20 protein-coding genes and 1 riboswitch are annotated in these 18,935 nt (G+C 72.4%); of the genes, 5 read left to right on the top strand and 15 right to left on the bottom strand.

The window, feature by feature from the left end; translation table 11 throughout:
• Positions 1–140: 140 nt before the first annotated feature.
• Positions 141–626 (top strand): type II toxin-antitoxin system PemK/MazF family toxin, encoded by a 486-nt coding sequence (locus ABD954_RS21605; protein WP_345487968.1) that lies wholly within the window; start codon positions 141–143, stop codon positions 624–626.
• A 15-nt stretch (positions 627–641) separates the two neighbouring features.
• On the opposite strand, the gene ABD954_RS21600 is transcribed toward ABD954_RS21605, so the two are convergent.
• From ABD954_RS21600 to clpS, 10 genes are all read right to left on the bottom strand, one after another.
• On the bottom strand, positions 642–1,592 hold the full coding sequence (locus ABD954_RS21600) for a PLP-dependent cysteine synthase family protein (protein WP_345487966.1): 951 nt from the start codon (positions 1,590–1,592) through the stop codon (positions 642–644).
• 5 nt (positions 1,593–1,597) lie between these two features.
• Positions 1,598–1,876 carry a MoaD/ThiS family protein gene (locus ABD954_RS21595; protein WP_345487964.1) on the bottom strand — a complete coding sequence of 93 codons (279 nt, stop codon included), beginning with the start codon at positions 1,874–1,876 and terminating at the stop codon, positions 1,598–1,600.
• Between the two features lie 102 nt (positions 1,877–1,978).
• Positions 1,979–2,152: a putative leader peptide gene (locus ABD954_RS21590; protein WP_345487963.1), complete on the bottom strand. Its 174-nt coding sequence runs from the start codon at positions 2,150–2,152 to the stop codon at positions 1,979–1,981.
• A gap of 44 nt (positions 2,153–2,196) precedes the next feature.
• Positions 2,197–2,973 (bottom strand): ABC transporter ATP-binding protein, encoded by a 777-nt coding sequence (locus ABD954_RS21585; RefSeq protein WP_382745920.1) that lies wholly within the window; start codon positions 2,971–2,973, stop codon positions 2,197–2,199.
• 83 nt (positions 2,974–3,056) lie between these two features.
• On the bottom strand, positions 3,057–4,088 hold the full coding sequence (locus ABD954_RS21580) for a FecCD family ABC transporter permease (protein ID WP_345487961.1): 1,032 nt from the start codon (positions 4,086–4,088) through the stop codon (positions 3,057–3,059).
• Positions 4,085–5,065 carry an ABC transporter substrate-binding protein gene (locus ABD954_RS21575; RefSeq protein ID WP_345487959.1) on the bottom strand — a complete coding sequence of 327 codons (981 nt, stop codon included), beginning with the start codon at positions 5,063–5,065 and terminating at the stop codon, positions 4,085–4,087. Before ABD954_RS21575 ends, ABD954_RS21580 begins: the two co-directional genes overlap by 4 nt.
• Before the next feature lie 39 nt (positions 5,066–5,104).
• Positions 5,105–5,219: riboswitch (cobalamin riboswitch) on the bottom strand.
• A gap of 44 nt (positions 5,220–5,263) precedes the next feature.
• On the bottom strand, positions 5,264–5,689 hold the full coding sequence (locus ABD954_RS21570; protein WP_345487957.1) for a M67 family metallopeptidase: 426 nt from the start codon (positions 5,687–5,689) through the stop codon (positions 5,264–5,266).
• 85 nt (positions 5,690–5,774) lie between these two features.
• On the bottom strand, positions 5,775–7,202 hold the full coding sequence (locus tag ABD954_RS21565; RefSeq protein ID WP_345487955.1) for an amino acid permease: 1,428 nt from the start codon (positions 7,200–7,202) through the stop codon (positions 5,775–5,777).
• A 331-nt stretch (positions 7,203–7,533) separates the two neighbouring features.
• Complete coding sequence (locus ABD954_RS21560) at positions 7,534–8,118, bottom strand: DUF2017 domain-containing protein (RefSeq protein ID WP_345487953.1); 585 nt, start codon at positions 8,116–8,118, stop codon at positions 7,534–7,536.
• Positions 8,118–8,423, bottom strand: a complete 306-nt coding sequence (gene clpS, locus ABD954_RS21555) for an ATP-dependent Clp protease adapter ClpS (RefSeq protein ID WP_345487951.1) — start codon at positions 8,421–8,423, stop codon at positions 8,118–8,120. The genes ABD954_RS21560 and clpS overlap by 1 nt, the downstream gene beginning before the upstream one ends.
• A 126-nt stretch (positions 8,424–8,549) precedes the next feature.
• Here clpS and ABD954_RS21550 point away from each other — a divergent pair, with 126 nt between their 5' ends.
• Positions 8,550–9,878: a nicotinate phosphoribosyltransferase gene (locus tag ABD954_RS21550; RefSeq protein ID WP_345487950.1), complete on the top strand. Its 1,329-nt coding sequence runs from the start codon at positions 8,550–8,552 to the stop codon at positions 9,876–9,878.
• Between the two features lie 108 nt (positions 9,879–9,986).
• Entirely contained in the window at positions 9,987–10,580 is a 594-nt protein-coding gene (locus ABD954_RS21545; protein ID WP_345487948.1) for an isochorismatase family protein, read from the top strand.
• 44 nt (positions 10,581–10,624) lie between these two features.
• On the opposite strand, the gene ABD954_RS21540 is transcribed toward ABD954_RS21545, so the two are convergent.
• Positions 10,625–10,930, bottom strand: coding sequence for a hypothetical protein (locus ABD954_RS21540; RefSeq protein WP_345487946.1), 306 nt, complete (start codon positions 10,928–10,930; stop codon positions 10,625–10,627).
• A 144-nt stretch (positions 10,931–11,074) separates the two neighbouring features.
• Complete coding sequence (locus tag ABD954_RS21535) at positions 11,075–13,483, bottom strand: immune inhibitor A domain-containing protein (protein ID WP_345487944.1); 2,409 nt, start codon at positions 13,481–13,483, stop codon at positions 11,075–11,077.
• Positions 13,484–13,814: 331 nt separating this feature from the next.
• On the opposite strand from ABD954_RS21535, the gene ABD954_RS21530 reads away from it, so the two are divergent.
• Entirely contained in the window at positions 13,815–14,096 is a 282-nt protein-coding gene (locus ABD954_RS21530) for a hypothetical protein (RefSeq protein WP_345487942.1), read from the top strand.
• 34 nt (positions 14,097–14,130) lie between these two features.
• Here ABD954_RS21530 and ABD954_RS21525 read toward each other — a convergent pair whose 3' ends face one another.
• Positions 14,131–14,823 (bottom strand): RDD family protein, encoded by a 693-nt coding sequence (locus ABD954_RS21525; protein ID WP_345487940.1) that lies wholly within the window; start codon positions 14,821–14,823, stop codon positions 14,131–14,133.
• 164 nt (positions 14,824–14,987) lie between these two features.
• Positions 14,988–16,589: an RDD family protein gene (locus ABD954_RS21520; protein WP_345487938.1), complete on the bottom strand. Its 1,602-nt coding sequence runs from the start codon at positions 16,587–16,589 to the stop codon at positions 14,988–14,990.
• 295 nt (positions 16,590–16,884) lie between these two features.
• On the opposite strand from ABD954_RS21520, the gene ABD954_RS21515 reads away from it, so the two are divergent.
• The gene (locus ABD954_RS21515) at positions 16,885–17,376 is read left to right on the top strand and encodes an SsgA family sporulation/cell division regulator (protein ID WP_345487936.1); all 492 of its coding nucleotides are present in this window, start codon (positions 16,885–16,887) and stop codon (positions 17,374–17,376) included.
• A 38-nt stretch (positions 17,377–17,414) separates the two neighbouring features.
• Here ABD954_RS21515 and ABD954_RS21510 read toward each other — a convergent pair whose 3' ends face one another.
• Positions 17,415–18,866 (bottom strand): FAD-binding oxidoreductase, encoded by a 1,452-nt coding sequence (locus ABD954_RS21510; protein WP_345487934.1) that lies wholly within the window; start codon positions 18,864–18,866, stop codon positions 17,415–17,417.
• Positions 18,867–18,935 lie beyond the last annotated feature (69 nt).

The raw sequence follows: 18,935 nt of genomic DNA, 5'->3' as shown, positions 1-18,935 counted from the left end.
GGTCGAGCGTACGGTGCGTGGCCGCCTGTCGCTCCTCCGTGGCGGCCCGTTGTGGGCGAACTCACGGGCTCTGTCACCGGTTCGGATGGATGGCGGGGCGTCCCGGCCGAGTGGCGGGCGCGACGGTACGGTCTTGAGGTATGGACACGTCGTGGTGGCCCGCGCTGATCGCGGTGGTGGTGCTCGCGCTGGTGGTGGCGCTCGCCGACGGATGGCGCCGCTCGGGGCGCCGTCCGGCCGGGCGGACCCGTCCGCCGGGGCGGCCGCCGGTGCGTCAGGCTCCGCGGGGCCGGGCTGCGGGGCGGATGCCGGAGCGGCTGCCGCGGGCCGGGGAGATCTGGTGGGCGGACGTGCCGTACGAGGACGGGCCGGGCTCGAAGGACCGGCCGTGCCTGGTCCTCGCGCTGCGCGGGGACCGTGCGCTGGTCGCCAAGATCACCAGCAGGTACCACGACGAGCGGCCGGGGGTGATCGCGCTGCCGCCGGGCGCGGTGGGCGATGCCCAGGGGCGTCCGAGCTTCCTGGAGACGGACGAGCTGCGGGACGTGCCGGTGTGGGAGTTCCGCCGGAGGGTGGGGACGGCGGACCCGGTGGTGTGGGACCAGGTCCGCCATCTGGCGCGCTGACGTGCGGCGGGGGGCTCAGGCCCAGAGCTGGTCCTGGACCGTCGCGATGGCCTCTTCCGTGGTGGCCGCGGTGTAGAGGCCGGTGGACAGGTACTTCCAGCCGCCGTCGGCGACGAGGAAGACGATGTCGGCGCTCTCGCCCGCCTTGAGGGCCTTCCTGCCGACGCCGATGGCGGCGTGCAGGGCCGCGCCGGTGGAGACGCCCGCGAAGATGCCCTCCTGCTGGAGGAGTTCGCGGGTGCGGGTGACGGCGTCGGCCGAGCCGACCGAGAAGCGGGTGGTGAGGACGGAGGCGTCGTACAGCTCGGGGACGAAGCCCTCGTCGAGGTTGCGCAGGCCGTAGACCAGGTCGTCGTAGCGGGGCTCCGCGGCGACGACCTTCACATCGGGCTTGTGTTCGCGCAGGTAGCGGCCGACGCCCATGAGGGTGCCGGTGGTGCCGAGTCCGGCGACGAAGTGGGTGATCGAGGGCAGGTCGGCGAGGATCTCGGGGCCGGTGGTGGCGTAGTGGGCGCCCGCGTTGTCCGGGTTGCCGTACTGGTAGAGCATGACCCAGTCCGGGTGCTGTCCGGCGAGCTCCTTGGCGACCCGTACGGCCGTGTTGGAGCCGCCCGCCGCGGGGGACGAGATGATCTCGGCGCCCCACATGGTGAGCAGCTGCCGGCGCTCCTCGCTGGTGTTCTCCGGCATGACGCAGACGATGCGGTAGCCCTTGAGCTTGGCCGCCATGGCGAGGGAGATGCCGGTGTTGCCGCTGGTGGGTTCGAGGATGGTGCAGCCGGGGGTGAGCCGGCCGTCCTTCTCGGCCTGCTCGATCATGTGGAGCGCGGGGCGGTCCTTGACCGAGCCGGTGGGGTTGCGGTCCTCCAGCTTGGCCCAGATGCGGACGTCGTCCGACGGGGAGAGCCGCGGCAGCCGGACCAGCGGCGTGTTGCCGACCGCCGCCAGCGGGGAGTCGTAACGCATGTGGATCAGACCATGCCGCCGGCCACGGCCGGCAGGATCGTGACGTTGTCACCGTCGGCGAGCTTGGTGTCGATGCCGTCGAGGAAGCGGACGTCCTCGTCGTTCAGGTAGACGTTGACGAAGCGGCGGAGCTTGTCGCCGTCGACGATGCGGGCCTCGATCCCGGCGTGGCGGGACTCCAGGTCGGCGAAGAGCTCGGCGAGGGTCTCACCGCTGCCCTCGACGGCCTTGGCGCCGTCGGTGTAGGTGCGGAGGATGGTCGGGATGCGGACCTCGATGGCCATGACGTGGGCTCCTGTCGGAAGGGCGGAGTGACGTGGTGGGCGCGCGGCTGGGGCCCCCGCGCGGGAAGGGGGTCGTGCTGGAGGTGCGCTCGAGCCGGTCGTTCAGCGAGCAGCGCGCGGCGGACACATCGCGCTGGCGAGGCGGCACAGGTCGACGTGCAGCCGCGCCGCTCCGCCTCCGAAGGCTCCGAGGAGCGCGGAGGCGGAGTGAGCGCCGGCGGACGCGGCGGGCAGGGGTGTGCCCGGCGCCTCTTCGCTCACGTCGTGGGAAACCATGCGGTCATCGTATCGATTCCCGGTCCGGGTTCCGGAATGTGATCTCACATGACGGACAGATCTCGCTCGAGGCGCGGACGGGGCAGATAGACGACGAGCGGGGTTCCGGTGCGCGGATGCGGGATGACCTCGGCTTCCACGCCGTATACGGCGTGGAGCAGGGCCGGGGTGAGCACGTCCGCGGGCGGCCCTTCGGCGACCACTCGTCCCTCCTTGAGGACGTAGAGGCGGTCGCAGTGGGCCGCGGCGAGGGTGAGGTCGTGCAGCGCGAGGAGGTTGGTGGTGCCCACGTCGCGGACGAGGGCGAGGGTTTCCAGCTGGTAGCGGATGTCCAGGTGGTTGGTGGGCTCGTCGAGGACGAGCAGGGCCGGGTCCTGGACGAGGGCGCGGGCGACGAGGGCGCGCTGCCGTTCGCCGCCGGAGAGGTCGGGGAAGGGGCGGCCGGCGAGGCCGGCGAGGCCGACCCGGGCCAGGGCCCGGTCGGCGAGGGCACGGTCCCGGGCGGTGTCGCCCTCCCAGAAGCGCTTGTGCGGGGAGCGGCCGAGGGCGACGAGTTCGCGGACGGTGAGCTCGAACTCGGCGGTGTTCTCCTGCGGCACGGTGGCCACCCGCCGGGCCCGCGCCCGGGGTCCGATCGCCTGGAGGTCCTCGCCGTCGAGCAGGGCGCGGCCGGTGGTGGGGGCGAGGGTGCCGTAGACGCAGCGCAGCAGGGTGCTCTTGCCGCTGCCGTTGGGGCCGACGAGGCCGACGGTCTCGCCGGGCCGCACCACGAGGTCGGCCGCGTGCAGCCGGTCCTCGTAACCGAGCCGCTCGACGCGCAGTTCGGGCGGGCGGCGGCGCGCCGGGTCACCGTTCTCGACCGGGCGGGGGCGCGCGGGGTCACCGTTCTCGACCGGGCGGGGCGTCACGCCGTCGCTCCTTCGGGGCGGCGGCGCATCAGCCACAGGAGGAACGGGCCGCCGGTCAGGGCGGTGAGGACCCCGACGGGGATGTCCTGGGGCGGGGCGACGGTACGGGCGGCGAGGTCGGCCAGGACCAGGGCGAGCGCCCCGCCGAGGGCGGTGACCGGCAGGAGGCGGCGGTGGGGGGCGCCGACGGCCATGCGGGCGGCGTGCGGGACCATCAGGCCGACGAAGCCGACGGCGCCGCTGGCCGCGACCAGGACGGCGGTGACCAGGGAGGCGAGGACGAAGACGGCGGCGCGGAAGCGGGCCGCGTCCAGGCCGAGGACGACGGCGTCCTCCTCGCCGACGAGGAGCAGGTCGAGCGGCCGGGCGAGGGCGATCAGCAGGGCGGTGCCCGCGGCGACGGCCGTCACGGGCAGCAGGAGGCTGTCCCAGCGGGCGCTGCCGAGGCCGCCGAGGGACCAGAACAGGGCCTCCTGGAACTGCTCGGGCCGCCCGGCGACGACCAGGAGCAGGGTGGTCAGGGCGGACAGGATGTAGGAGACGGCCACGCCGGCGAGGACCAGGCGGGCGCCGGTCATGGTGCCGCCGCGGCGGGCCAGGGCGTAGACGAGGACGAGGGCGAGCAGGGCGCCGGCGAAGGCACCGGCGGGCAGGGCGAGGGTGGTGGTGACGCCGCCGCCGACGCCGACGACCAGGACGAGGACCGCCCCGGCGGAGGCGCCGGAGGAGATCCCGAGCAGGAAGGGGTCGGCGAGCCGGTTGCGGACCAGGGCCTGCAGGACGGCGCCGACGACGGCGAGTCCGGCGCCGACGACCGCGCCGAGCAGCACCCGCGGCAGCCGGACGTCCAGGACGATGGTCCGGTACGGCGAGGGTCCGGCCCGGCCGGTCAGGGCGTCGAGCACCTGGCCGGGCGGGATGCGGACGGAGCCGAGCGCCAGCGAGGCCAGGACGGCCGCGGCGAGCGCCACCAGCAGTCCGGCGACGACGGCGGGGTGGCGGACGCGGCCCGTCGCGGCGCGCTTCACGGGGCGGAGGCGGCGGCCGGGTGCAGCTGGGCGGCCAGCTTGTCGACGGCCGCCGGGACCCGGACGCCGAGGACGGTGTCGGACAGCGGCAGGACGGCGAAGCGGCGGTTCTTCACGGCGGGGACCTCGCGCAGGGCGGGGTCGTCGAGGAGGCGCCGCTTCTTCTGCTCGACGGTGGTGGAGCCGTAGTCGTAGATGAGGATGACGTCGGGCTTGCGGGCGACGACCTGTTCCCAGCCGGCGTCGCCGAAGGGCTTGTCGAGGTCGGCGAAGACGTTGCGGCCGCCGGCGCGGGTGATCAGCTCGTTGCCGATGCCCTTGCCGCCGGCGGTGAAGGCGGTCTTGTCGCCGCTGTCGTAGACGAAGACGGAGACGGGCGGGGTGCCCGTCAGGCGCTTGTCGGTGGCGGCGAGGCGGGCGCGGGCCTCGCGGGTCCAGCGTTCGGCGCGGTCGGGCACGCCGAAGGTGCGGCCGACCTCGGTGACCTCGCGGTAGAGGTCGTCGAAGGAGGGGGTGCCGGAGGGGCAGTACTCGGTGTTGAGGCGGGTGGCGATGCCGGAGCGCTCGAGGTCGTCGCGGCCGCGGCCGGCCTTGGCGTCGAAGGCGGTGGAGTAGCCGCCGTAGACGAAGTCGGGATTCGCGGCGAGGAGTGCCTCCTTGGAGGGGTACTCCTTGGCGAGGACGGGGACGGAGTCGTACGCCTTCTTGTAGGCGGGCAGGACCGCGTCGTCCAGGTAGGCGGTGCCCGCCAGGGACGTGTGCAGGCCGAGGGCGAGCATGATCTCGGTGACGTGCTGGTTCATGGTCACCGCGCGCTTCGGCGGGGCCTGGTAGGTGGTCGTCACGCCGCAGTTGGTGACGGTGTACGGGAAGCCGGGGGCGGGCTTCGCGGTGGGCTGCTCGGCGGCCGGTGCGGAGCAGGCGGCGAGCAGGGGCAGCAGTGCGGCGGCGGGCAGCACCGTGCGGCGCCAGGACATGGCGGTTGCCTCCTGACGGGGATTTCCTCGTCCCCGGTCGGTGGTGAGAGGCGGCAGGTCAGTTCCTGGCTCGCGCCCCCGAGGGGGCGGTCACAGTGGCGGGACCGCGCCGGATTCGCACCGGCTTCCTGGGTCCTGCCGCCCGTTGGTCGCGCTCAGTGTCGCACGCGCGCGGGGCCGTTCACGCGGACGGGTCGTTCACTCGTACGCCTCGACGATCCGGACCTCTTCCTCCTCCACGACGCCGTCGACGATCGTGTAGGAGCGGAACTGGAAGGGGCCGGCGCCGTCGGTGTCGGCGGTGGAGACGAGGACGTAGTGGGCCTGCGGCTCGTTGGCGTAGGAGATGTCCGTACGGGAGGGGTACGCCTCGGTCGCCGTGTGCGAGTGGTAGATGATCACGGGCTCCTCGTCCCGGTCGTCCATCTCGCGGTAGAGCTTCAGCAGGTCGCCGGAGTCGAACTCGTAGAAGGTGGGCGAGCGCGCCGCGTTCAGCATGGGGATGAAGCGCTCGGGGCGGCCGCTGCCGACCGGACCGGCGACCACGCCGCAGGCCTCGTCGGGGTGGTCCGCGCGGGAGTGTTCCACGATCTGGTCGTACAGGGCCCGGGTGATGGTCAGCATGACGACAGGATAAGCAGACGGGCCGCCCCGTACCGAAGCTTGGTACGAAGCGGCCCGGATGCTGAGACCGTGCAGGTCGGGGGTGTTACGACCGCTTGGTGAAGGCGGCGCCCTCGGGGTTGCGGGCCTTGAGCACGAGGTAGGACACGGCGAGGATCAGGCCCCACAGCGGCGCGCAGTACAGCGAGACGCGGGCGCCCTCGTCGATGCCCATCATCACGATGACCATGCCGATGAAGAGCAGCGCGAACCAGCTGGTCCAGGGGGCGCCCGGGGCCTTGAAGGTGGACTCGGGCAGCTCGCCGCGGTCGGCCTTGGCGCGGTAGCGGATCTGGCAGACCAGGATCATGATCCAGGCCCACATGCCGGAGATGGTCGCGAAGGAGACGACGTACTCGAAGGCCTTGCCCGGGGCGACGTAGTTGATCCAGACGCCGACGAGCATCAGGGCGGCGGAGAAGGTCAGGCCGAGCAGCGGGGTGCCGTTCTTCGTCAGCCGCGTGAAGACCTTCGGGCCCTGGCCGTTGAGCGCGAGGTCGCGCAGCATGCGGCCGGTGGAGTACATGCCCGAGTTGCAGGAGGACAGGGCCGCGGTCAGGACGACGAAGTTGACGATGGCGGCGCCGACGCCGAGGCCCATCTTCTCGAAGGCCGCGACGAACGGGGAGACGCCGGGCTTGAACTCGGACCACGGCACGACCGACAGGATCATGATCAGCGCGCCGACGTAGAAGACGGCGATGCGCCACGGCACGGTGTTGATGGCCTTGGGCAGGACGGTCTTCGGGTCCTTGGACTCGCCGGCGGTGACGCCGACCAGCTCGACCGCGAGGAAGGCGAACATGACGATCTGGAGCGTCATCAGCGTGTTGCCGATGCCGTTCGGGAAGAAGCCGCGGTCGTTCCAGAGGTTGGCGACGGAGGCGGTCTCGGCGGCGTCGGAGAAGCCGACGGTGAGGATGCCGGCGCAGATCAGGATCATGCCGATGATGGCGGTGACCTTGACCATGGAGAACCAGAACTCCAGCTCGCCGAAGAGCTTCACGGAGATCAGGTTGGCGCCGTAGAGGATCACGGTGAAGACGAGGGCGGAGATCCACTGCGGGATGTTCCACCAGTACGTCATGTAGGTGGCGGCGGCGGTGACCTCGGTGATGCCGGTGACGACCCAGAAGAGCCAGTACGTCCAGCCGGTCACGAAGCCCGCGAAGGGGCCGATGAACTCGCGCGCGTACTCCGAGAAGGAGCCGGACACGGGGCGGTACATGAGCAGTTCGCCCAGGGCCCGCATGATGAAGAAGATGACCAGGCCCGCGATGGCGTAGGCGAGGATCAGGCTGGGGCCGGCCTTGGCGATGGCCTTGCCCGCGCCGAGGAAGAGGCCGGTGCCGATGGCGCCGCCGATCGCGATCATCTGGATCTGCCGGGCGCCGAGGCCACGCTGGTAGCCCTCGCCGCCGTCCACGGCCCCGTCGGTGCCGTCGTGCTGCTTGTCGACCTGCACTGAGGTCATGGTGGTGCGCCTTTCTCCATGCTGATCCGCGCGCCGGCCGCTGGGCCGTGTGTGCTGCGGATCAGGTCCTGATCCCCCCGGATGTGGATGGAGTGCCACCGGCGGTCAGCCGGTCGAAGCGCCCCCGGGGACAGGGGTGGCGTCCCCGGGTGGTCGTGAAGATTTATCACGGCGTTCACAGTGATCGACGGGGGCTTTCGTGACCCACATCACACCAAAATGTGGACAAAGAGGACTGGGCGCGGCAAAGGTGGACTCTTTGGTGACGTATTCGTTATGCGGATTTGAGCGTCCGCTGAGCGAACGCCCGCCGGCGCGGACGGGGGCCGCGTTACGGCATCAGGGTGCCGACGAGCGACTCCTGCAGGCCGCCCAGCCAGAGGTAGGCCATCACCATGGGCTTGCGCGGGTCGGAGTCGGGCAGCCGGTAGAGGCGCTCGCCCTCGTCGTCGTCCGTGACCTCGAGCCGGGTGCCGATCGTCAGCCGCAGGTCGTTGAGCGCGCCGAGCCAGCAACGGGACTGGTCCGCGGTGAGCTCGAGGACCCCGCCGCCCTCGCCGGCCGCCGCCGAGGCGACCGCGTCGAGGGTGCGGACCACGGTGAGCGCGTCCTCGCGCTTGCGGGTCCGCAGGTCGTTCTCGGTGAAGCGGCGGAAGTCGGCAGCGGCCTGCCGCAGCTCGTCGGTGTCGTCCCCGTACGCGTCGGGGAACAGCCGGCGCAGCGCCGGGTCGGAGGGCGGCTCGCTGGGCCCCTCGGCGAAGAGGGCGGCCAGCGGGTCCTCACCCTCGGCGGGCTCGTCGCCGGGACCGATCAGTTCCATGAGCTGGACGGCGAGGGAGCGCAGGATGGAGATCTCGACCTCGTCGAGCGCGACGGCCGCGCCGCCGCCGGGCAGCGCCTCGAAGTGCCCCGCCATCAGCCGCGGTCCTGCGACAGGGTCGCCCACAGGCCGTAGCCGTGCATCGCCTGCACGTCCCGTTCCATCTCCTCGCGGGTGCCGCTGGAGACCACCGCGCGGCCCTTGTTGTGCACGTCGAGCATCAGCTTGTGCGCCTTGTCCTTGGAGTAGCCGAAGTACGCCTGGAAGACGTAGGTGACATAGCTCATCAGGTTGACCGGGTCGTTGTGCACGAGGGTCACCCAGGGCACGTCGGGTTCGACGACGGCGGAGACCTCCTCGGCCGATGCGGTCCGTTCGATCTCGATAGGCGCAACGCTCACTCAGCCCATGCTGCCACCCCGACCGGCCCGCCGCACAAACGGGGCCACCCGCACGCGGCACGCCCGGTGCCACCTGCCCGGACCGCCTATTCGTCAATGTGACGAATACTGCGGTAGCATCCTCACATGAACGCTGCGGACCTTGGGCTGCCGGTGGACGTGCCGTCGACCGCGCTCTTCACCGACCAGTACGAGCTGACCATGCTCCAGGCGGCCCTCAGGGCCGGGACGGCGGACCGCAGGTCCGTCTTCGAGGTCTTCACCCGCCGGCTGCCCGAGGGGCGGCGCTACGGCGTGGTGGCGGGCATCGGGCGGGTCCTGGACGCCGTCGAGAACTTCCGCTTCGACCCGGCCGTGCTCGGCTTCCTGCGCGAGCGGGGCATCGTCGACGAGCCGACCCTGGAATGGCTCGGGCACTACCGCTTCTCCGGCGACATCTGGGGATACCCCGAGGGCGAGGTGTACTTCCCCGGCTCGCCGATCCTGCGGGTCGAGGGCTCCTTCGCGGAGTGCGTGCTCCTGGAGACCGTGATCCTGTCCATCCTCAACCACGACTCCGCCATCGCCGCGGCGGCCTCCCGCATGTCGGCCGCCGCGGGCGGCCGGCGGCTGATCGAGATGGGCGCCCGGCGCACCCACGAGCTCGCCGCCGTGGCCTCCTCGCGGGCCGCCTACGTGGGCGGCTTCGACTCCACCTCGGACCTGGCGGCCGGTTTCCGCTACGGCATCCCGACCGTCGGCACCTCCGCCCACGCCTTCACCCTGCTGCACGACACCGAGCGCGACGCCTTCCGGGCCCAGGTGGACTCGCTGGGCGGCGGCACCACCCTCCTGGTGGACACCTACGACGTCACCGAGGCCGTCCGCACCGCCGTCGAGGTGGCCGGGACCGGGCTCGGGGCGGTCCGGATCGACTCCGGCGACCTGCTGCTCGTCGCCCACCGGGTGCGGCAGCAGCTCGACGAGCTGGGCGCGACCGGCACCAGGATCGTGGTGACCTCCGACCTGGACGAGTACGCCATCGCCTCGCTCGCGGCCGCGCCGGTCGACGCGTACGGGGTGGGCACCCAGCTGGTCACCGGCAGCGGTCACCCGACCTGCTCGATGGTCTACAAGCTGGTCGCCCGTGCCTCCTCCGCCGATCCGAAGGCGCCGCTCGTTCCGGTGGCGAAGAAGTCGGTGGGCGGCAAGGCCTCCGTCGGCGGGCGCAAGTGGGCCGCCCGCCGGGTGGACGCCGACGGGATCGCCGAGGCCGAGGTCGTCGGCACCGGCCCCGTCCCGGCCGCCCTCGTCGACCGGCAGCTCCTGGTCGAGCTGGTCAAGGGCGGCGACGTGGTGGCCCGCGAGCCCCTGGAGGCGGCCAGGACCCGTCACATCGCGGCCCGCGCGGCACTGCCGATGTCGGCGATCCAGCTGTCGCGGGGCGAGCCGGTCCTGCCGACCGAGTACGTGTGACGCCCCGCGCGACCCGCGCGACGCCTCGAGAGCGCCCCCTCCCCCGCGGAGGGGGAAGTCTCTAGGCTCGAACCCGACCCCGACCGCCCGCTCGCGAAGGAACCCGCCATGCACCGCGCACTGATCGTTGTGGACGTACAGAACGACTTCTGCGAGGGCGGCAGCCTCGCGGTGGCCGGGGGCGCGGACGTCGCCGCCGCCGTCACCGAACTGGTGGGCGCCGCGGGCGGCGCCGCCTACCAGCACGTGGTCGCCACCCGCGACCACCACGTCGACCCGGGCGGCCACTTCTCGGAGCAGCCGGACTACGTGGACTCCTGGCCGCGGCACTGCGTGGCGGGCACCGAGGGCGTCGGCTTCCATCCGAACTTCGCGCCGGCCGTCGCCAGCGGCGCCGTCGACGCGGTCTTCGACAAGGGCGCCTACGCGGCCGCGTACAGCGGCTTCGAAGGGCGCGACGAGAACGGCAGCACGCTCGCCGAGTGGCTGCGCGCCCGCAAGGTCACCGAGGTCGACGTGGTCGGCATCGCCACCGACCACTGCGTGCGGGCGACCGCCCTGGACGCGGCCCGCGAGGGCTTCCGCACCCATGTGCTGCTCGACCTGACGGCCGGGGTGGCCAGACAGACCACCGACCGGGCCCTCGAGGAGCTGCGCGCGGCGGGTGTGGAGCTGACCGGCAAGCCGGTCGTGGCGGGCTGACGGCCGGCCCGGGGGCTTCGGGGCCCCCGGACCGGCCCGGGGGCTCAGACGGCCTTCGGGAGCGACCGTACGGGGTGCCACAGCTCCTGGGCGTGGCCGGGCGTGGAGCGCCACAGCAGGCCGTCCGGGTGGTGCAGCACGGCCGTGATCTCGTCCGGGGTGGGCGGCTCGGTGTTGCCGCGGAGGTAGACCGCCCGCAGGCCGAGGTTCCGCAGCCGGGTCAGGGCGCGGGCCCGGTTCGCCGCGTGCACCAGGAAGCGGACGGTGGCCCCGTCGCCGGCCGGGCTGGGCAGTCCTATGGCGACGACGACACTGCCTCCCGGCAGTCGGCTGAACCCTCCGTTGGGCATGCGGAACCACTCCCCCGTGGAACGACTGTCAATAAGGTCGGGCGGCCGAGGCCGTAAGACGCACCTAAACACGATCGGCCGCCGCCCGCTAGAGGGCGACGGCCGATCATGCTTTGACCTGCGACGATTCAGAAAATCTCGTCGTTACTTCGTCGACGGACCCACCTGGACGGTGATCGTCGAGCCGTCCTTCGCTTCCTTCAGGACCTGGATCTTGGTGTTGGTGTCAGTAACCTGGACACCCGCGCGCGGGGTCTCGGCGAACCAGTAGACACCCTTGCGGTCGTCGAAGACCGGGTTGCCGGCCTGCGACGGGACCCAGGTCGGCTCGCCCGCCTTGTGCAGCTGGAAGCCGTCGGTGCGGGTGAGGCCGAACGGCGAGTCGTACGCCTGGACGCGGTTGCGCATCAGGGTGCCGTCACGCCACTTCAGCGGGCTCGGGTGGGCGTCGACCGGGAGGACGAGGCCGGCACCCGGGTGCTGGGAGGTGTTGTTGTCCTTCTGGGACAGGTCCCACTTCCAGATCAGCAGGCCGGTCTGGTACGGGTAGTGCTCGACCCAGCTCGCCTTGTCACCGGCGAAGCCGAAGTTGTACGGGCCGACCTCGAGGGTCTTGTCGTACGACACGTACTGGCGGTTCTCCGCGATGTAGTACTGCTCGTACTCCTTCGTGAAGCCCTTGCCGATGCGCTGGAAGCCCTTGGCGGTCCAGCCGTTGGCACCGTTCTCGGCGTTGTCCGAGAAGACCGTGGCGCCGTCGGCGGTCAGGGTGATGGCGTCGGCCGCGAAGCCCTTGCCGCCCGCGCCGCCGTCCGTCTGGTAGCGGAAGCGGAGGTCGAACTTCTTGCCCGCGTAGGCGTTCAGGTCGTAGACCAGCTTCTGGTACGCGCCGGAGACGTCGGTCAGCGCCGGGGCGCCGGACGCGTCGCGCGGGAGCGGCTTGCCGTTGGCGGTGCCGTCGACGGCCGTCCAGTTGGCGCCGCCGTCCGTCGACACCTCGGTGTAGAGGTAGTCGTAGTCCAGCTCGATGTCGTACCAGCCCTGGAGCTCCAGGGAGGCCGAGCTCTTGCCGGTCAGGTCGACGGAACGGGTCAGGGTGTTCTTGAGGTCGTCACCCATGTCGCTCCACCACTGGGTGGCACCCTCGGCGGGGGCCACGACGTCGGTGGTGACGGCCTTCTTCGGCAGCTCGACGAGGAGCGCCTGCGGGTTCTTGGTGTTGTACTCGGACACGCCCAGCTTGTGGGTGGTCTTCGTACCGCGCTGCCAGTCGTTGACCTTGGCGTAGTTGAGCCAGCCGAGCTGCAGCTTGTCCCACGAGGTCATGTCGCCGGGCAGGTCGCCGATGGCGTCCTTGCCGGTGCCGAGCCAGGAACCGGACGACATGAGCGTCCAGTAGCCGGTCGAGTTCTCGCCGCCGGCGGTGTCGTAGTGGTCCGGCAGACCGAGGTCGTGGCCGTACTCGTGCGCGAAGACGCCGAGGCCGCCGTTCTCCGGCTGCACGGTGTAGTCGCCGACCCAGATGCCGGTGTCGCCGATCTGGGTGCCGCCGGCCTTGTTGTTCTCGGGGCCGGTCTTGCCGGCGTTGGTGCCGTACGCGTACCAGCGGTGGGCCCACAGGGCGTCGCCGCCCTGGGCGCCGCCGCCGGCCGACTCGTCCTCGCCCGCGTGCACGAGCTGGAAGTGGTCGATGTAGCCGTCGGGCTCGTTGAAGTTGCCGTCGGCGTCGAAGTCGTAGCGGTCCCACAGGTCGTACTGGGCCAGCGTCGACTTGATCTCGGCGTCCGACTTGCCCTTGGCCTTCTGGTCGGCGACCCAGGCGGTGACGCCGTCGCGGACCGTGTCCCACACGTTGGCGCAGTTGGACTGGCCGCAGTAGTTGGAGCCGTAGCGGGCCTCGTTGTAGGGGAGCTTGACCCAGTCGGAGACCTGGCCGTCGACCGAGTAGCGGCCGGACGAGGTCTTCTCGTAGTAGGTCTTCAGGGACTGCTTCGGCCGGCCGAAGGCGTCCTTGCCGGTGCCGAAGTACAGGTCCTGGAAGTGCTTCTGGTCGTAGTCCTCCTGCCAGGCCGTCGAGTTGTCCTTCGAGCGGTCGGGCTTGGCTATCTGGTTGTGCAGCGGGCCGGGCGTGCCGCCGTACTTCGGCTTCAGCTCGGTGGTGTCGTCGTCCTTGCGGTCGACCAGGGTCGTGGTGTCGACCTGGTCGCCGAACTCGACGAGGATGGTGAAGATCTTGTCGGTCTTCTCGCGGCCGAGCTCGACGTACTTCTTGCTGTCGAGCTTGACGACCTGGGAGCCGTTGCGGCGCTCGACCTTGGACTCGCCGTTGAGCACCTGCTCGATGGCGGCCTTGCGCTGCTGCTCCTGCTGCTTGCTGAACGGACCCTCGAGGTCGTGGTCGACCGTGAGCTTGTCCACGGCCCGCGGAGCGGTCGTGGGTGCGCCCGAGTGGTCGTCGGCCCACGCGGTGCTGAAGGTCGAGGCGGTGGCGGCGGTGGCCGCGAGCGCCACGACGACCGCGGACGCTCTGATGGCCCGTCGTCTGATGGTCACTTGGATCTGTCCTCCCCGGCGCTCCTCGCCGCGGACCGGTGGTGGGGTGTCCGCTCGGCGGGTTCGCGCGTCACAAGTGACGACATTCGACCGGAGATGAAGCAGAAAAGACAGATCTTGACTTGGACAGACCAACTGCACTATGCAGGAGCGGATTTCCGATAGTCGAACATCGAACCAACTTCCGGGGCCGCAGGCTGCCACGGCCGTGCGCCCCTGCGCCCCCCGTGCACCGGAGCCGTGGGTAAGGTCACGCTTACCGCCGGTTCCCCTCGGGCATCCACCGTCGTAGAGTCGCCAGTCGCCACGCGCCCGAGGGACGGTAACCGCCATGCAGCGACCGAACGCCGCACAGCTCGCCTACGGTTCGGCCACCGTCGTGCTCTCGACCGTCGCCCTGCTGCTGCTCTCCGGCACGACCGCGACGCTCGGCATCGCGGCGGTCTGCGCCGCCGGCCTGATGCTCGGTGTGCTGGTGGCGGTGACGATGCCGGTCCGCACGAGGCACGTCAAGACTCCGGTCGCCACAAGCCCGTCCGACCGCGCGGACAACGGGATCCGGGTGCCGGCCGCGCCCGTGGGGGCGGGGGCCGACACCCGGGTCGGTTCGTAACACTCGTCCTTTTCGGCCCGGTTGACCCGAAGGGTCACTGGGGCACGGAGACCACGACGGTCTTGGCCGCCTTGTCGTGAAGGCCCTGCTTGTACGGCTTGTCCACCAGGATGAGGATCAGGATCAGCAACGGCCACAGACAGGCGCAGCAGATCAGCGCGGGCAGCCAGAGCACGATCGCGCGGATGAGGGCGGTGCTCATCGGCGGCGTGGAGCCGTCGTTGAGCATGGCGACCCGCAGCTTCATCAGCTTCTTGCCGAGGGTCTGGCCGTTCTTCGCCGTCATGACGGTGTCGTAGGCGACGTAGGCGACGATGGTGATGAGCTGGAAGACCAGCTGGCCGCCGCCGTTGAGGCTGTTGACGGTGTCGCCGAAGTCGTTCTCGTCCCCGGCGCGTTCGTACACCTTGAAGGGGATGCCGATGATCGCCAGCGGGATGGCGATGATCAGCCAGTCGATGACGCGGGCGGCGATGCGCCGCCCCGACTCGGCCAGCGGCGGCATCCCGGCGAGCGGATCGGTGCCGCCGTAACCGCCTCCGTAGCCGCCGTAGGGCGGCGGCGGCGCGCTGTCGTAGGGCGAGCCGTACGGGCTTCCCGGCGGCGGCCCGCCGGGAGGCGGACCTCCCGGGGGCGGGCCGCCCGGCGGCGGTTCCTGGGGCCTCTTGCGGAACGGATCGTCATCGGGCGGCTGTCCCGGGGACGGCGGCGGCTGATCGTTGCTCATGGGGGCAGTGCACCCCGGCGCCCGGGCCCCCGCAAGGAATCGCCGCCCGTTCGAGCGACGGCCCCGCGGGTGGCCTGCCGCCGGCCCCCGGGGGCGCCCCGTCGGCCGGGCCGGATCAGGGAGCGGCGTCCGGTGCCGCGAACCCGGCAGGACCGGCGGGGCCCCTAGCGGGCGACGAAGGTACGGGCCGCCTTGTCGTGCCAGCACTGCCGCCAGGGCCGGTCGAACAGGCACCACAGCACGTTGACCACGCCGACCGCGAGCAGTCCGAGGACGCCGTAGACCAGCCAGCGGCGCAGCGCGGCGCCGAAGGTCGGCGGCTCGTGGGCCTCGATGTCCCGCACCTCGATCCCGCACAGCTTCTTGCCGAGCGTCCGGCCCCACTTGGCGGTGGGCAGCGCCTCGTAGAGCGCGCCGAGCACGAGGAAGGCGGCGAGGGCGATGCCGAACTGCACGGAGGTGGTGGAGTCGACCAGCCACACCTGGACGGTGACGCCGGACTGCTTGGCGGCCTCGATCTTGCCGTTGATGTGGGTGAGGGCGGCGCTGACGAAGGGGTACGAGACCGCGCCGACCGCCGCACCGAGCACGAGGGTGTCGACGAGCCGGGCCAGGAGCCGCCGCCCCATCCCGGCCGGTCGCGCCGCCGCCTGCGCCCGGGCCGCCGACAGGAACGGGTCCTCGGCCACCGGCTTCCAGGGCAGCACGGGCTGGGCGGCGTCCGGCGAGGCGGGGCCGGGCGCGAGGCCGGCGGTGGGGGCGGGGGCGGCGGGATTCGCCGGTGCGGGGGCCGGGGCGGGAGCGGGCGCCGGGATGTGCGGGGCGGGGGCCTGCGGGGCCGGAGCCGGCTGGGGGGTCCAGGAGGCGGCGGCGGGCGCCGGGTTGACGGGCAGGCCGCCGAGCCGGGCGGCGGCTCCGCCCGGGGCGGCGGTCCGGCCGGCGGGACGGCCTTCGGCCTGGACCTCGGCCGGACCCACGGGCGCGGGCCATGCGGGGGCCGCCGCGGCGGCGGGCGACGGCTCGGCGGGGGCGGGGGAAGGACCGGGGGCGGCCGGGGTGCTGCCCGAGCCCTGCGCGGGCAGAGCGGCCCGGGCGGCGGCGTCGTCGGCCGCCGCGGTGCCGCCGGCGGCGGGCCAGGCGGGGGCGGGGGCCGCGGGGCCCGCCGGCACGGGGGCCGGGGCGGGAGCGGGGGCCGGGGCCGGAGCGGGGGCCGAGGCCGGAGCGGGGGCCGGGGCGGCCGTCTCGCCGGCCGCGGGCCGGTCGGGGCGCGCCGTACCGGAGCCGTCCGCCGGTGCGCCGGTGGCGCCGGCCGCGGGCCACGCGGCGCGCGGGTCCGGGGTGCCGCCCCAGGAGACCTTCTGGTCGCGTTCGCCGCCGAAGCCGGTCTGGCGGTCGGTGGTCGCCTGCCAGGCGGTCGAGGGCTCCTGCGGGGCGGCCGCCGGGTCCACCGGGTCCGCCGGGGCGGTCTCGCGGGCCGGGGCAGGGGAGGGGGACGCCGGTTCGGGATCCTCGTCGAGGAAGACCGGTCCGGTCTCCTCGACCGCGGGCACGGCCGGCACCGACGGCGCCGGCGCCGGGCTCGCGGCGAGCAGGGGGGCGACGGAGACCGGCGGGGCCGGCAGGGCCTCGCCCTCCTTGGGGGCCGGCCGGCTCGTACCGGGGACCCACGCGCCGCCGTTCCAGTACCGGATGTAACCCGGAATGGACGGGTCCGGGTAGTACCCCGCCTGCGGTACCTCTCCGCCGCCTCCAGGAGGAGTAGCCACTGCCCCGACTCCGTTCAGTCACAACGCCTTTGATCCGCCAGGGCCGCGCTCCGTCCGCACCGACCGCGCCGAGCCCAAGGAGGACAGTAACGAAGAACGCCGCCGCACGGACAAGGAGCCCGCCAGAAAGCCCGCCTTCGAGGGACACCTCCGCATTTTCGTCACACAGGGTGATCCTCGGGCCCGGGAAAAAATTTCCCGGAAACTCTCCCGAAGTCGCGTAATGGATCCGTCCGACCCCGCTCTCTCCCTGTGAAGGACCCTCCACGTACCCACCGCACAGGGAGACAGGACCATGCAGAACACCGAGAACAACGTCGTCGAGCGCGAGCTGGAGCTGAGGCTGGTCCTCTCCCCCGAGCGCTCGATCCCCGTCCCGGCCCGGCTCGCCTACCGGGTGGACGACCCGTACGCCGTCCACATCACCTTCCACATCGGATCCGACCACCCCGTCAACTGGACCTTCGCCCGCGAACTCCTCGTCGAAGGCGTCTTCCGGCCCTGCGGCCACGGCGACGTCCGCGTCTGGCCGACGAAGGTCGACGGCCGCAACGTCATCCTGATGGCGCTCTCCTCCCCCGACGGCGACGCCCTCCTGGAGGCACCGTCCGCGCAGGTGTCCGCCTGGCTGGAGCGGACCCTGCGCGCGGTCCCGCCGGGCACGGAGGCCGAGCAGCTCGGCATCGACGAGGGGCTCGCCGAGCTCCTGGCCACGACCGTCGTGGGGGACGACCTGTGGCTGCGCGACCCGTGGCCGTCGGACGAGTCCGGCGACGGCGAGCTGTGAGCTTCCGGCACCCGCGGCAGGCCGGGCCCGGAACGGCTTCAGAAGACCTTGCCGGGGTTCAGCAGGCCCAGCGGGTCGAAGGTCCGCTTGATCCCGCGCTGCAGCTCGACGCCCACCGGCCCCAGCTCCCTCGCCAGCCACTCCTTCTTCAGGACGCCCACCCCGTGCTCGCCGGTGATCGTGCCGCCGAGTTCCAGCCCGAGCGCCATGATCTCGTCGAAGGACTCCCGCGCCCGCCGCGACTCGTCCTCGTCGGCGTGGTCGAAGCAGACGACGGGATGGGTGTTGCCGTCTCCCGCGTGCGCGCAGACCCCGATGGTCAGCCCGTGCTTCGCGGCGATCGCCGCCGTGCCCGAGAGCATCGCGGCGAGCCGGGTGCGCGGCACGCACACGTCGTCGATCATCGTGGCCGTCCTGACGGTCTCCAGGGCGGTGAGCGCGAGCCGGCGTGCCTGGAGGAGCAGTTCGGATTCGGCGACGTCGTCGGCCGGTACGACCTCCGTGGCGCCCGCGGCCCGGCAGAGCTCCCCCACGGCGGCCAGATCGGCGGCCGGGTCGGGCGTGTCGAAGGCGCACAGGAGCAGTGCCTCGGTGGTGTCGGGCAGGCCCATGTGGGCCAGCGCGTTGACGGCCCGGACGGTGGTGCCGTCCATCAGTTCGAGGAGCGACGGGGTGTGGCCGCGCTCCATGATCGCGCAGACGGCCGCACAGGCGGCCTCGGCGGTGGGGAACTCGGCCGCGAGCGCGAGCTGGACGGGCGGCTGCGGCCGCAGCGCGAGCACCGCCCCGACGACGATGCCGAGCGTGCCCTCGGAGCCGACGAAGAGGCGGGTCAGGTCGTATCCGGCGACGCCCTTGGCGGTGCGGCGGCCGGTCCTGAGCAGCCGTCCGTCGGCGAGGACGACGTCCAGGCCGAGCACGTACTCGGCGGTGACCCCGTACTTCACGCAGCACAGACCGCCGGACGCGGTGCCGATGTTGCCGCCGATGGTGCACATCTCCCAGCTGGAGGGGTCCGGCGGGTAGTACAGCCCGTGCTCGGCGACGGCGCGGGACAGCACGGCGTTGATCACGCCCGGTTCGACGACGGCGATCCGGTCGACCGGGTCGATCTCCAGGATGCGGTCCATCCTGACCAGGGACAGGACGACGCAGCCGTCGGAGGCGTTGGCGGCGCCGGACAGGCCGGTGCGGGCGCCCTGCGGGACGACGGGGACCCGCAGCTCGGTCGCGGTGCGCATGACGTGCTGGACCTGTTCCACGGTGCGCGGGAGCACGACGGCCGCGGGGGTGCCGGCCGTGCAGAAGCTCGCCATGTCGTGGGCGTAGGAGGCCATGACGTCGGGGTCGGTGATCAGGGCCTCGGCGGGCAGCCCGGCGGCGAGGGCCTGGTGGAGCCGGGAGGGGCCGGGCCCGGCCGGGTCGAGTCCGGCCGGGTCGAGTCCGGCCGGGTGGCCGGTGCGAGGATCGCTCTGCTGAAGATCGTCCATACGACCAGCGTGGCACCCGGGGCCATCGGTGTGAACCCGCCGGAACGGGCGCTCGTGTGCTCTTCGTAC

It is taken from the genome of Streptomyces roseoviridis (genome assembly GCF_039535235.1).
GTDB lineage: Bacteria > Actinomycetota > Actinomycetes > Streptomycetales > Streptomycetaceae > Streptomyces > Streptomyces roseoviridis.
Note: the sequence above shows the minus strand (reverse complement) of the source record. Positions and strands in the feature narration are given on the sequence as shown.

What these genes read in the sequence shown, in the direction of transcription:
- ABD954_RS21605 (WP_345487968.1), top strand. Translation starts at nt 141, where the DNA reads ATGGACACGTCGTGGTGGCCCGCGCTGATCGCGGTGGTGGTGCTCGCG.
- ABD954_RS21600 (WP_345487966.1), bottom strand. Translation starts at nt 1,592, where the DNA reads ATGCGTTACGACTCCCCGCTGGCGGCGGTCGGCAACACGCCGCTGGTC.
- ABD954_RS21595 (WP_345487964.1), bottom strand. Translation starts at nt 1,876, where the DNA reads ATGGCCATCGAGGTCCGCATCCCGACCATCCTCCGCACCTACACCGAC.
- ABD954_RS21590 (WP_345487963.1), bottom strand. Translation starts at nt 2,152, where the DNA reads ATGGTTTCCCACGACGTGAGCGAAGAGGCGCCGGGCACACCCCTGCCC.
- ABD954_RS21575 (WP_345487959.1), bottom strand. Translation starts at nt 5,065, where the DNA reads ATGTCCTGGCGCCGCACGGTGCTGCCCGCCGCCGCACTGCTGCCCCTG.
- ABD954_RS21570 (WP_345487957.1), bottom strand. Translation starts at nt 5,689, where the DNA reads ATGCTGACCATCACCCGGGCCCTGTACGACCAGATCGTGGAACACTCC.
- ABD954_RS21565 (WP_345487955.1), bottom strand. Translation starts at nt 7,202, where the DNA reads ATGACCTCAGTGCAGGTCGACAAGCAGCACGACGGCACCGACGGGGCC.
- ABD954_RS21560 (WP_345487953.1), bottom strand. Translation starts at nt 8,118, where the DNA reads ATGGCGGGGCACTTCGAGGCGCTGCCCGGCGGCGGCGCGGCCGTCGCG.
- ABD954_RS21550 (WP_345487950.1), top strand. Translation starts at nt 8,550, where the DNA reads ATGAACGCTGCGGACCTTGGGCTGCCGGTGGACGTGCCGTCGACCGCG.
- ABD954_RS21545 (WP_345487948.1), top strand. Translation starts at nt 9,987, where the DNA reads ATGCACCGCGCACTGATCGTTGTGGACGTACAGAACGACTTCTGCGAG.
- ABD954_RS21540 (WP_345487946.1), bottom strand. Translation starts at nt 10,930, where the DNA reads ATGCCCAACGGAGGGTTCAGCCGACTGCCGGGAGGCAGTGTCGTCGTC.
- ABD954_RS21530 (WP_345487942.1), top strand. Translation starts at nt 13,815, where the DNA reads ATGCAGCGACCGAACGCCGCACAGCTCGCCTACGGTTCGGCCACCGTC.
- ABD954_RS21525 (WP_345487940.1), bottom strand. Translation starts at nt 14,823, where the DNA reads ATGAGCAACGATCAGCCGCCGCCGTCCCCGGGACAGCCGCCCGATGAC.
- ABD954_RS21515 (WP_345487936.1), top strand. Translation starts at nt 16,885, where the DNA reads ATGCAGAACACCGAGAACAACGTCGTCGAGCGCGAGCTGGAGCTGAGG.
- ABD954_RS21510 (WP_345487934.1), bottom strand. Translation starts at nt 18,866, where the DNA reads ATGGACGATCTTCAGCAGAGCGATCCTCGCACCGGCCACCCGGCCGGA.